Annotated in this window: 10 protein-coding genes; 9 read left to right on the top strand and 1 reads right to left on the bottom strand. The window is 54.1% G+C overall.

Annotation, left to right across the window (positions count from 1 at the left end):
- Positions 1-6 precede the first annotated feature (6 nt).
- From rpe to KJY78_RS01715, 8 genes are all read left to right on the top strand, one after another.
- Positions 7-675, top strand: coding sequence for a ribulose-phosphate 3-epimerase (gene rpe / locus KJY78_RS01750; protein WP_214336792.1), 669 nt, complete (start codon positions 7-9; stop codon positions 673-675).
- Between the two features lie 63 nt (positions 676-738).
- A complete protein-coding gene (locus KJY78_RS01745; protein WP_214336790.1) occupies positions 739-2,280 on the top strand; it encodes a chorismate-binding protein in 1,542 nt (513 codons plus the stop codon).
- Positions 2,281-2,898 (top strand): Trp biosynthesis-associated membrane protein, encoded by a 618-nt coding sequence (locus KJY78_RS01740; protein ID WP_214336788.1) that lies wholly within the window; start codon positions 2,281-2,283, stop codon positions 2,896-2,898.
- Between the two features lie 314 nt (positions 2,899-3,212).
- Positions 3,213-5,804 (top strand): aminopeptidase N, encoded by a 2,592-nt coding sequence (gene pepN, locus KJY78_RS01735; RefSeq protein WP_214336786.1) that lies wholly within the window; start codon positions 3,213-3,215, stop codon positions 5,802-5,804.
- Between the two features lie 40 nt (positions 5,805-5,844).
- Positions 5,845-6,729, top strand: a complete 885-nt coding sequence (locus KJY78_RS01730) for a mechanosensitive ion channel family protein (protein ID WP_214336784.1) — start codon at positions 5,845-5,847, stop codon at positions 6,727-6,729.
- A 2-nt stretch (positions 6,730-6,731) separates the two neighbouring features.
- On the top strand, positions 6,732-6,998 hold the full coding sequence (locus KJY78_RS01725) for a globin domain-containing protein (protein WP_214336783.1): 267 nt from the start codon (positions 6,732-6,734) through the stop codon (positions 6,996-6,998).
- Positions 6,999-7,022: 24 nt separating this feature from the next.
- On the top strand, positions 7,023-7,523 hold the full coding sequence (locus KJY78_RS01720; protein WP_214336782.1) for a ribose-5-phosphate isomerase: 501 nt from the start codon (positions 7,023-7,025) through the stop codon (positions 7,521-7,523).
- On the top strand, positions 7,523-8,521 hold the full coding sequence (locus KJY78_RS01715) for an Fpg/Nei family DNA glycosylase (protein WP_214336781.1): 999 nt from the start codon (positions 7,523-7,525) through the stop codon (positions 8,519-8,521). The genes KJY78_RS01720 and KJY78_RS01715 overlap by 1 nt, the downstream gene beginning before the upstream one ends.
- 177 nt (positions 8,522-8,698) lie before the next feature.
- Here the strand turns inward: KJY78_RS01715 and KJY78_RS01710 are convergent, their stop codons facing one another.
- Positions 8,699-9,739: an App1 family protein phosphatidate phosphatase gene (locus tag KJY78_RS01710; protein WP_348771152.1), complete on the bottom strand. Its 1,041-nt coding sequence runs from the start codon at positions 9,737-9,739 to the stop codon at positions 8,699-8,701.
- 335 nt (positions 9,740-10,074) lie between these two features.
- On the opposite strand from KJY78_RS01710, the gene leuS reads away from it, so the two are divergent.
- Complete coding sequence (gene leuS, locus KJY78_RS01705) at positions 10,075-12,573, top strand: leucine--tRNA ligase (protein WP_214336780.1); 2,499 nt, start codon at positions 10,075-10,077, stop codon at positions 12,571-12,573.
- Positions 12,574-12,696 lie beyond the last annotated feature (123 nt).

Raw genomic sequence — 12,696 nt, 5'->3', positions numbered from 1 at the left:
GACCTAATGACGTCTAGCCGAATTCATCCGAGCATTCTTGCTGCGGATTTTGTTAATTTGCAGCAAGAACTCGCTCGGATTGAAACCGCTGATTCCGTGCATGTTGATGTTATGGATAATCATTTCGTGCCAAATCTCACCTTTGGTCCTCCGGTTGTGGAGCGAATCTTAGATGTTTCGCCGATTCCACTTGATATGCACCTGATGATAACGGATGCTGACAGGTGGGCGCCCGAGTACGCTGAAATGGGAGCGGATTCGGTTACTTTTCACGCTGAGGCCACTGACAACCCGGTGGCACTGGCTCGGGTGATCCGTTCTTTTGATGCTCGCGCTGGAATTGCGATAAAACCCGGCACACAAGTTGAGCCGTATTTAGAGCTGCTGCCAAACTTTGACATGGTGCTTGTGATGACGGTTGAGCCCGGTTTTGGCGGGCAGGCGTTTATGCCGGAAACAATGCCGAAGCTGAAAATGTTAAATGAGGCTCGTAAGCGCCACGGAATTGATCTGTGGTTGCAGGTGGACGGCGGTATAACCGTTGACACTATTGGAATTGCAGCCGCACACGGCGCGGATACCTTTGTTGCGGGATCCGCTGTTTATAAGGGTAATCCGGAGTTGCAGATTGCAAGCCTGCGAGCGGCCGCTAAGCAACATCGCAGCTGTTGCTGAAAGTTTATACTATCCGGGTATACTTCTTAGGATAGCCGTTACTCGTAGACAGTTTGGAGTGTTATGCCCGTTACAACTTTGCGCTCAGAGTTTAACGCCCTGCGCGATTCGCAGATGGTTGTTTCAGTGTGCCGCGAACTTTTTGCGGACGCCGACACTCCGGTAAACATTTATCGCAAAACAGCGGCGGATCGCCCCGGAACATTCCTGCTTGAATCCGCGGCTCAGGGAATATTCGACCGCTACAGCTTTGTTGGCGTTAACGTTTTTGGTGTGCTCACAGAAGCGGCTGGGCGCGCCAAATGGATCCCGGGATTGAGTACTCCGATTGACGAGCAGCGCCTGTTCCCGCATAGTCTTGCGCAGCTCGATCCTGTTGCCGCGCTGGCTGCCGTGTACGAGCGTTGGCAGAGCGCAGCACATCCGCAGTTGCCGCCGCTCGTGAGCGGATTTGTTGGCTATCTGGGATGGGATTCCGTTGCCGAGTTTGATGGCGTTGCGCTGAAGCACGCGCCGGCGGCAGATTCGGTGCCACGGCAGTATTTAGGTTTTGTTGCAGACCTTGTGGTTATTGACCATCTTGAGGGGCGGCTGATTCTGATTGCTAATGTGCTCTGCGACGATGCCGCCGAAAGCGCGGATGCGCAGTGGGAGTGCGCGCAGCAGCGCCTTAACAAGATGCAGCACGCACTGGCAAAATCGAGCGCAACTCCGCTGGCAACAATCGATGATTCTGCGCTGACTGCAGCCAGCAGTGCTATCACAGCCGAACGCTTCACCGAGATGGTGACGGCCGCTAAAAAACACATTGTTGACGGTAATATTTTCCAGGTTGTCTTATCGCAGCGCTTTGAACACGAGTGCACGGCTGCGCCGCTTGATGTTTACCGGGTCTTAAGGCACCTCAACCCGAGCCCGTACCTGTATCTGCTAAACGCTCACGACGCGGCAGGAATCGCGCTGGCGATAGTTGGGTCAAGCCCCGAAGCGCTTGTCACTGTTAAAAACGGTGACGTGCTCACGCACCCCATTGCCGGCAGCCGCCCGCGCGGCGCAAACATACAGGAAGACGCGGCTCTTGCGGCAGAGCTATTGGCGGATCAAAAAGAACGCTCCGAGCATCTAATGCTGGTTGATCTTTCCCGCAACGATCTGTCGCGGGTTTGCGAGCCTGGGTCGGTAAAGGTCACTGAGTTTATGCAGATTGAACGCTTCAGTCATGTAACCCACATTTCTTCAACTGTAAAAGGGTGCTTGCGAGCTGACAAAACACCGGTTGACGCGCTTATTGCAACATTCCCGGCGGGCACACTCTCAGGAGCCCCAAAACCCTGGGCGCTGCGCATTATTAACGATTTTGAGCACACACCTCGCGGGGTTTACGGCGGCGTGGTCGGCTACTTCGGGCTGGGCGGCAGTGCGGATCTGGCAATTGCGATCCGCACCGCAACTATTAAGAACGGAGTTGCTGTTGTGCAGGCGGGAGCTGGAATTGTGGCGGATTCTGTCGCCGTAAACGAGGCTCAGGAGTGCCACAATAAGGCGGCGGCACCGCTGCGCGCAGTTGCCCTTGCGAACTCGCTAACAGACGCTGCAGTTGGCTAAATGAATACGGTTTTAAGCAAGCGCGGGCTTATTTCTGCACAGCTTTTGCTGTGCGCTGCGCTGCTGTTTAGCAGCGTAAACACGTGGGCTACAGTGTCACTGGCAGCTCAGGCTGCCGACACTGTAGCCGTTGCGGTATCTGGCGGTACGGTCTTTGTTTGGTTTACGCCGGTTATTGCTGCGATTGCAATATGCGCTACGGTGCTCGCGCTCACCCGTGGATTTTTGCGCTATGTGCTGGCAGGGCTGAGCCTTGCGCTGAGCGCTTTAACAGCGTGGCAGCTGGTTTTGGTGGTGGTTGATCCGCTAGCTTATGCGAATTCAGAAATAACCAAAACAATAGGCATTGCGGGGCAGACGCGGCAGGAGCTGGGAGCCGAGGCTAGCCTGAGCTGGGCTGTTTTTGTCGCGCTCGCCTGCGTTGGGCTGCTGTTTTGCGCGCACGTGGCGCAGCTGCTACTGTTGCCGCGGTGGGCTGCTAAGAGCCCACAAAAAAGCAGATATGAAACAAAAACTGGCGGTTTTGAGTCGGGCGGGGCGCAGGAAGCACCCGAGACTGACAGAGTGTCGGACTGGGATATGCTCAGCAGCGGTCAGGATCCTAGCGCTCCGCGCTAGGTGAGCGGCGCGCGGGATCGCATTTTATGCGGATTTTATTTTAAGCGGGAGCGTTTGCGTGGGACGGTTCGTATTTTATACGAGAGTGCTTGGTGCTGCGCGTATTCTACGCGGATTGCGTTTCTGTCGGCACAGATTTTACGCGGCGCGCTGCAAGCTCGCGGCGCAGTTAAGATTTGCGGGGCGTGATCCGCTGGATTTGTCCGCGCTCAGCAAGCTTACAATAGGCGTGACATACCGATTATTTTTAATTAATGCACATCTGAGCGGGTATGCTTGATGTATTAAATAACAATTATAAACAAGGAGTAGAGTTGCCAGGAACTAATCTCACTCGCGCCGAGGCTCGCACCAGGGCGGAGCTTCTTAGAGTTGAAAGCTACGACATTAAATTGGATCTAGCGCGCGGGGAAAAGCAGTTTGGCAGTGACACAACCGTGCGTTTTAGCGCAGCAGAGACTGGCAGCAGCAGCTTTATCAGCCTGATTGCAGATTCTGTTGAGAGCGTCGAGCTTAACGACGTGCAGCTTGATCCTGCAACGGTTTATCAAGATTCTCGGGTGCTGCTTGAAAACCTGCAGAAGGAGAACGTGTTGCGTGTTGTTAGCACGCAGGCTTACACCAACACTGGCGAGGGAATGCACCGTTTTGTTGATCCGGTTGATGGCGAAGTTTACCTGTACACGCAGTTTGAAGTGCCTGATTCACGCCGTGTCTTTACAGTGTTTGAGCAGCCAGATCTAAAGGCGAAGTTTAAGTTTACAGTTACCGCTCCGGCAAACTGGTTAATTGTTGGCAACCAGCCAACACCTGAGCCAGTTGATGCCGGCATTAGCGAGCTTGGCAACGGCAAGCCAAACACGCCAATTGCAACCTGGAGCTTTGAGCCAACCCCTGTTATGTCAAGCTATATTACGGCGATTATTGCAGGGCCTTATAAGGGCAAGCGCAGCGAGCTAACAAACTCTGAGGGGCGCACAATTCCGCTCGGTGTGTTCTGCCGGGCATCGCTCGAAGCGCATCTTGACGCTGACTACATAATTGAAAAAACCCGTCAGGGATTTGAGTTTTTTGAGCGCGAGTTTAATTTTCCGTATCCGTTTGCTAAATACGATCAGGTGTTTGTGCCCGAGTTCAACATGGGCGCAATGGAAAACATCGGCGCGGTAACCCACACCGAAGCTTACGTGTTCAGGGGCAAAACAGAAGAGGCGGTAAAAGAGCGCCGGGTTGTTACAGTGCTGCACGAGCTGGCGCACATGTGGTTTGGTGACCTGGTAACCATGAAGTGGTGGAACGATCTGTGGCTTAACGAGTCTTTTGCCGAGTACACCTCAGTTTTGGCAACCGCCGAAGCAACCGAGTACACTGACTCGTGGACAACATTCGCCTCGCACGAAAAGAGCTGGGCATACCGCCAGGATCAGCTGCCATCAACCCACCCGGTTGTGGCCGAGATTCTTGACCTTGAAGACGTTATGTCAAACTTTGACGGCATCACCTACGCAAAGGGCGCTGCCGTGCTGAAAGCGCTTGTTGCCTACGTTGGCAGAAAAGACTTCTTCCTGGGAGTGAGCGAGTATTTCCGCAAGCACCAGTACAAAAACACCGAACTGCCAGATCTATTACAAGAGCTAGAGCTCACAAGCGGACGCGACCTCAACACCTGGTCACAGGCATGGCTCGAAACAGCGGGCGTAAATACCCTGAGTGCGCGTTTTGAGCTTGACTTGGCAGGTAATTACAAGAGTTTCGAGGTTGTGCAGAGCGCACACGAAAAGTACCCAACGATCCGCCCGCACCGTGTCGCGATTGGTTGCTACAACGTGGTTAATGGCAGGCTTGAGCGTACCGCGCAGGTTGAAACCGATATTGCAGAGTCGGTGACCGAAATTGCCGAGCTTGTTGGAGCTGCGCAGCCTGATTTGCTGCTACTCAACGATGACGATCTCACCTTTGCAAAGGTTCGTTTTGATGAGCGCTCGCTGCAAACTGCAAAAGAATATCTTGGTAGCTGCGAGGATTCCCTCGCGCGGGCTGTAATCTGGGGCGTGCTGTGGGATACAACGCGCGACGGCGAACTACCAGCAAGCGAGTTTGTGAAAACCGTGCTCGCCAATATCAGCGGTGAAACGCAGTCTTCGACCCTGCGCACAGTGCTAGGGCAGCTGCACACAGCTCTTAGCATTTACACCGCGCCTGAAAATCGCAATGCGCTAACAAGTGTTGTGGCAATAAAACTGCTTGAGCTGGCAGAGCAAGCGGCAGCTGGCTCAGATTCACAATTCCAACTTGTTAAAGCCTTTGCTGAGGTTGCTGCGAGTAAAACACACCTTGCAACGGTGGCGGATCTACACAGCGGCAAAAAACAGCTCGCCGGATTAGAAGTTGACACCGATCTTGCCTGGGCTTTCTTGATTAGCCTTGTTGCCGGGGGAGCTGCGGGAGAATCTGAGATTGCAGCCGCGCTTGCCGCCGATAACACCGCCAGCGGAAACCAAGCTGCGGCAAAAGCGAGAGCTGCTATTCCAACTGCGGCAGGAAAAGCTGCGGCGTGGAAAGACAACGTGCTATCGGGCGAAGTTCCCAACCTAATTGTGCGTTCTTCCGGAGCTGGTTTCCAGCGGGTGCACAACCCTGAGCTGCTGGCTCCTTACGCGAAAGAGTTTTTCAAGGAGCTTAATACGCTGTGGGAGCAGCGCAGCTTTGCGATAGCAGAAGAGATTATCGATTCTTACTATCCGCTGCCTCTGGCTAACGCAAAACTGGAGCGGGAGGCCGCAGCATGGCTTGCAGCTAACACTAACGCGCCGCGCGCACTGCGACGCTTCATTCTAGAGGCGCACTCTGACACTGCCCGCGCTTTGCGCGCGCAGCAGGCAGATGGCGCGGTGCTAAACTCTTAATTTGGTTAAAGCTTAGAAATAGAGAAGATTTACAAACGGTATGAGTGAATTCTGGCAGCAAGTAGCCGCGTTTTTTGCAGAAAATGACGCTGCCTGGCGGGTCTTGCTGATTATGCTGGGAGCGATTATCGCGAGCTGGGTGCTGCGGATTTTAATCCAGCGCGGCGTAAACAAAATAGTTCGTGGAGTTAAACGCAGTCAGGCAACTGATTCAACGCAGGAGATTTCAACATCCGGTGTTGTGCGTGAGCGTGCCATTCAGCGCACGCGCACGCTCGGCGCGGTTGGTCGCAGCATTGTAACCTGGGTTGTTGGCATTATCGCGGTTGTGCTAATTGCACGCGAGTTTGGCATTGACCTCACAGCTATTCTGGCTTCCGCTGGTTTTGTTGGCGCGGCTCTCGCCTTTGGTGCGCAGTCCATCGTAAAAGACCTGCTCAACGGCATTTTTATGGTGTTTGAAGACCAGCTCGGCGTTGGCGACTGGGTTACAATAGGCAACATTGAGGGTACGGTTGAGGATCTGGGCGTTAGAATCACACAGGTGCGCGGGCTTGACGGCACGCTCTGGTTTGTGCGCAACGGTGAGATTCTGCAGCTTGGCAACTCTTCGCAGGGTCACGGGCAAGCGATTATCGATATAACCCTTAAAAACAGCGAAAACATTGATGAAGCGCAGGAGGTTATGCTCATGTGCGCAAACAATGTAATTAACACACCCGAGCTGCGCCGCAAGGTTACCGGCAACCCCGATATATGGGGTGTGCAGAGCGTTTACGGTGACCGTGTTACGATCCGTTTCACTATCCGCACCCGTGCCGAAGCCCACTGGGAAGTGCAGCGTGCTGTGCGCAAAGAAATTAAAGCTGAATTTGGTCGTCGTGGAATTGAGATGGCAAGCCAGATTCCTGAGGGGCTGCTGTAGTAATGAACTCGCAAGCTCCCGCCGGTCAGTCGCCTGTGCAGCACAGCCTGTGGCAGGCAGTTGGCGGGAGCGAGTTGTTTGCTGAGCTTGTTGACAAATTTTACACGAACGTACGCCGGGACGAGGTGCTCGCCCCGATGTACGCGCATGACGACTGGGATGCCGCAAAATGGCGTTTGCAGGCGTTGACCATTACACTCGCGCGGCATACTAGCTCACCAACACTTTTGAGCTGCGCCCGCCGCCGCAGGCAACGCTATAAAACCTGAGATACACACAGTATAGGAGACAATATGCGCATTCACATCGCAACCGATCACGCCGGTCTTGAGTTCAGCAGGCTCGTGCAGGAGCACCTTGCAGCAGCGGGGCACGAAGTAATCGACCACGGACCGCAGGAGTATGACGCGCTCGACGATTATCCGGCTTTTTGCATTAATGCGGCTACTGCTGTTGCGGCGGATCAAGCGCGTGACGTGCAGGCACTCGGGGTTGTTTTTGGCGGATCGGGAAACGGCGAGCAGATTGCCGCAAATAAGGTTGCCAGCGTGCGCGCAGCGCTGGTGTGGTCGCAGGCAACCGCGGTTTTAGCGCGTGAGCACAATAACGCGAACGTTATTTCTATCGGCGCAAGACAGCACACGGCGCAGGAGGCTATTTCCTTTATCGACACCTTTATCGGCACTGAGTTTACTGGCGAAGAGCGGCACGCGCGGCGCATCGGACAGCTTGCCGAGTACGAAAAAACCGGCGATATTGCTGGTAAGGGCGTTGTTAAACCAGCGGTGAAATAATGCCCGAGGGGCACTCTGTGCACCGCATTGCGCGCCAGTTTGCGCGCAATTTTGTTGGTAAAAAAGTTGAGGTTTCAAGCCCGCAGGGCAGGTTTGCTGCGGGTGCGCAGTTGATTACCGGCGCAGAGCTTATTAGTGTACACGCAGTTGGTAAACAGCTCTTTTTAGATTTTGACAACCAGCTTTGTCTGCGTGTACACCTTGGCATATACGGCGCCTGGGATTTTAGCGGAGACATTAAAATACACCCCAGTATTCAGGTGCATGCAGTAAGCGATCTTGAGCCTGTTATAAGCTCTGCAAAACGGCAGGCTGACGAGGTTGTGCCGCGCGATGAGGCGGCAGAAGACTCGGTAACATCAATTGGCGCGCCCCGTCGTGCGCGGCTGAGAATGGCGGAAGCTGACAGCACAAAAACTGCGGACACCGCCTGGCCGCCAGAGCCGGTGGGACAGGTGCGAGCGCGCCTGCTGAGCGATACGGTGTGTGCCGATTTGCGCGGCCCCACCGTTTGTGAGGTGATATCCGCCGCAGCAGTTGAGAGCGTACTGCAGCGGCTCGGACCGGATCCGGCGAACTCGGCAAGTCCGGAAGAAAAACAGCGCTTTCTTGCCCGCGCGACAAAAAAGAAAACCGCGATCGCTGCTGTGCTTATGGATCAGGCTGTGATTGCGGGAATCGGCAACGTGTATCGTGCTGAAATGCTCTTTCGCGCGCGATTAAACCCGTTCACCCCGGCAAACGAGCTGAGTTGTGACACACTTGCGCGGCTCTGGGATGACTGGGTGAAACTGCTTGAAATCGGGATTAGAGTTGGGCAGATGATAACCAAAGACGATCTTGACGCGGCAGCATATCAGCGAGCCCTGCGGGAGCGCGACGCGCGGCACTGGGTGTACAAAAAAGAGGGCATACCGTGTGAGGTTTGCAGCACGGAAATAGCGCTCACCGAGTTTGCCGCGCGCAAACTGTACTGGTGTCCGGGCTGTCAAAAATAGCGCTCGCAGGGCGCGTGACCTTAGAGTTGCAAGAAACAGTGCTTGCTTAGCTCGTTACGTGCGGGGTTTGCGAAAATAGTGCTCACAGCGCTTGGTACGCGCGCATGATGCCCGATCCACTATATAAATAGTGCTTACAGAGCTTGGCACGCATGATCCTGCAAAAGGGCGCTCGCGCTATAGCATATGCAGTTTGCGCAGCTCCTTTAGCAGCTCCGCGCCGTTTCTGCCATAAACCCACGGTACGCCGTTGACTGTGTGCTGCATACCAGCTTTAGAACGACCACCGGCAAGTATAGCTTCACCGGTTGACAGGCGGCGGATCGCAACCGCGCTAATATGATCGGGGAATTCGAGCGCAAACTCGCGGTATATCGGCTCATCATGCTGCCCGTCATCGCCAACGAGCAGCCATTTAATGTGTGGAAACTCGTGCGCCAGGCGACGTAATTCGCGTCGCTTGTGGGCTTTACCGCTGCGGAACCACCTGTCGGGCGTTGGACCCCAGTCGGTGAGCAGCAGCGGACCCTCCGGGTAGAGGTGCCGTTTGAGAAACCGACTGAGTGCGGGTGCGGCGTTCCACGCGCCGGTGGAAAGGTAGATTACGGGCATGCCCGGGTGTGCGCGTTTTAGGTGATCGAGCAAAACCGGCATTCCCGGAACGGCAAGACGCGCCTGCTCAGAGAGCACAAAACTGTTCCACGCGGCAACGAGCGGTTTGGGAAGCACCGTGTTAATAATAGTGTCATCAACGTCGCTAATAATTCCGATTGTTTTATCGGGGGCAACTATATAAATTCGGGTTGCTGAATAGTTGCCGGTCGAAGTGATATACTCGATTGTGTGCCATCCCGGGTCAAGCTCTATTTGAAACGTTGCGTCGAGCACACCGCCGTGATCGCTTGTAGCAATGCCGATAGTTTTTCCTTCAATAACAACTTTAACCTTTTCGTTAGCAGCCGCCACGCTCATAAAACTGCGCCAGCCTCGTAAGCTTTCGTTGTAGAGCAGCTGTTCTGCGTCTTGTGTGTAGGGGCTGTTTAGCAGCAGAGTACGCCCGAGCACACGCAGCCAGGTGGTTGATCCGTAGCTCATAAACGGCACGGTTGTGGGGGTCTTCCCTTTACCCCTGGCATGCTGTTCGCGTTTCTGACTAAGCCAGGTGTCTAAGCGCATAATCAGCTTGCGGGGGGTTTTCACAGTTATTGCTGGACTCACTCGGTCAATTTTACGAGATTTTTTGGCTTTGCGCTATTTTTGAATATAAACTTTATAAGCTTTGGTGATAGAGTGTGACCCCCGGTCGGCTAATTGCTGCTTTGGTGTGAGCGGTGGCTTAAGTTGATGTGCTAACAGCACCTAGACTTAATTTACAAAGAGCGGCTTAACCTAATCCGCTAACGATGCAAGCAACCTGCCGCGCTATCTAAAATGCGCGGTTGCGTTTTGTGGTGTGCGCACTGCGCTGTAAGTGCTGTATATTAGAGTCTTTAGAGTGTTTTAACGCTATTATTTTCACTGACGCTAGAGCGCATATTGACAAGGAGCCATCGTTGAATCGGCAGCTATTGAATTATGATTTTCAGAGGATCCAGGATAAATGGTTGCCTGTGATCCAAGAGCTCGGTCCGTTTAACGTCTCGAACGAGCCTGGCGAGAAGCCGCGCAAATATGTGTTGGATATGTTCCCGTACCCATCTGGCGATTTGCACATGGGGCACGCAGAGGCCTTCAGTATGGGCGATGTTATGGCGCGTTATTGGCGTCTGCGCGGATATGAGGTGTTGCATCCCATCGGGTGGGACAGCTTCGGGCTGCCCGCTGAGAACGCGGCGATTAAGCGCGGTGTTGATCCTAAGGAGTGGACGTACGCAAATATTGCGCAGCAGCGAGCCAGTTTTCAGAAATACGCCCCGAGCTTTGACTGGAATCGTATTTTGCACACGAGCGATCCGGAGTATTACCGCTGGAATCAGTGGTTGTTTTTGCAAATGTATGAGCGAGGGCTTGCGTATCGCAAAGACAGCTGGGTGAACTGGGATCCGGTGGATCAGACCGTGCTTGCAAACGAGCAGGTTTTAGCTGACGGCACGAGTGAGCGCTCGGGCGCAGTAGTTGTTAAGAAAAAACTAACCCAGTGGTATTTCAAGATCACAGATTACGCCGATCGCCTGCTTGACGACCTTGACAAGCTGGAGGGCAAATGGCCCGAAAAAGTGCTGCAGATGCAGCGCAACTGGATTGGTCGTTCAAATGGCGCAGCAATAAAGTTTGAGATTGATGGCAGGCAAGATCCCGTCACAGTTTTTACAACCCGCCCGGACACTCTGCACGGAGTTACTTTTATGGTTGTTGCCCCCGACAGCGAGCTTGCGGCAGAGCTTGTGGCGAACGCTCCCGAGCAGGTGCAGCGTGATTTTGCCGAGTACCTCGCAAAAACCCAGCGCCAAACAGATATTGAGCGGCAGAGCACAGACCGTGAAAAAACCGGGCTGTTTCTTGAGCGGTACGCGGTGCATCCGCTAACTGGTGAGCGCTTGCCAATATGGGCGGGTGATTTTGTGCTAGCTGATTACGGGCACGGCGCGGTTATGAGCGTGCCCGCGCACGATCAGCGCGATCTTGATTTTGCGCTGCGGTTTAAGCTCCCTGTGAGATGCGTGCTGGAGGTGCGCGATGACAACGGCGAGCTGTTGCCAGATCCGGCAGAATCGGGTGTTGCTGTAAGCGGTGACGGTGTGTTGATTAATTCTGGCGAGTTAAACGGTCTGACAAAAGCGGCGGCTATTAAAAAGCAGCTCGAGCTTCTCGCCTGGCAGGGGAAGGGTACGGCGGCAACAAACTATCGCTTGCGTGACTGGTTGATTTCACGGCAGCGTTACTGGGGTACTCCGATTCCGGTTTTGCACGGTGCAGACGGTGAAATTCGCCCTGTTGCGGTTGCAGAGTTGCCGGTGCTGCTGCCTGACGCGGCAGGTCTCGACCTGCAACCTAAGGGCACATCGCCGCTCGGGGCAGCGGATCTGTGGCGTCAGGTTGTTGCAGCTGATGGCACCGAGTGGCAGCGCGATCCGGACACAATGGACACCTTTGTTGATAGCTCGTGGTACTTTTTACGGTTTCTGTCGCCGCATGACGAAACGCGGGCGTTTGACCCGGCGGCGGCAAACAGCTGGGGTCCTGTTGATCAGTATGTTGGCGGGGTTGAGCATGCGATTTTGCACCTTTTGTACGCGCGTTTTATCACCAAGGTGCTGCACGATCTGGGGTATCTCGACTTTGACGAGCCGTTTAATGAGTTGCTTAACCAGGGCATGGTTTTGCTTGACGGTTCAAAGATGTCAAAGTCAAAGGGTAATCTGGTTGAGTTTGCTGAGCAGCTGCGCGAAAACGGGGCTGATGCGCTGCGTGTTGCCTTGATTTTTGCCGGCCCGCCAGAGGATGATATTGACTGGGCGGATATTTCGGTGCAGGGCGCGGCAAAGTTTTTGGCGCGCGCGTGGCGGCTTTCTCAAGATGTTACAGCTAAGCCGGGCGTTGATTTTACCCTCGGTGATAAAAAATTGCGCGCTTCAACCCATAAGCTGTTATCGCAGATTCCGGAGCTTATTGAGCAGTATAAGTTCAATGTTGTTGTGGCGCGACTCATGGAGCAGGTTAATGTGACCCGCAAGGCAATTGACGGTGCTGTTGGGGCTGGTGACGCGGCGGTGCGGGAGTCTGTTGAGACAATCGCTATTGGGCTTAGTATGTTTGCGCCGTACACGGCGGAAGATATGTGGCAAAATCTTGGCTACGAACCAACTGTTGCGCTCGCTTCGCTGCCCGAAGCGGACATTTCTTTAACCGTGAGTGAGCAAATTACAGTTGCGGTGCAAGTGGATGGCAAAATGCGCGCACATCTAGAACTGCCCGCAGATACGAGCGAAGCAGACGCACAGCGTGCGGTGCTGTCAGATAACAGAGTGCAGAGGGCGCTGGCGGGGCGTGAGATTGTAAAGGTTATTGTGCGCCTGCCGCGTATTATCAGCATCGCTTCTAAGACGGTTTAGGCGCGCAATCCGGTTAATACGCGAGCTCGCTCATGGGTAGCTGTTAGCAACAGCGGTTTTGGAACTGTTTGCAACAGGTGCTAAAATCACTGTTTTTATAGAGTTATGCACAGCTAAACACAA

This window comes from Canibacter zhuwentaonis (assembly GCF_018531145.1).
Classification (GTDB): domain Bacteria; phylum Actinomycetota; class Actinomycetes; order Actinomycetales; family Microbacteriaceae; genus Canibacter; species Canibacter zhuwentaonis.
This window is presented reverse-complemented; position numbering and strand designations above follow the sequence as displayed.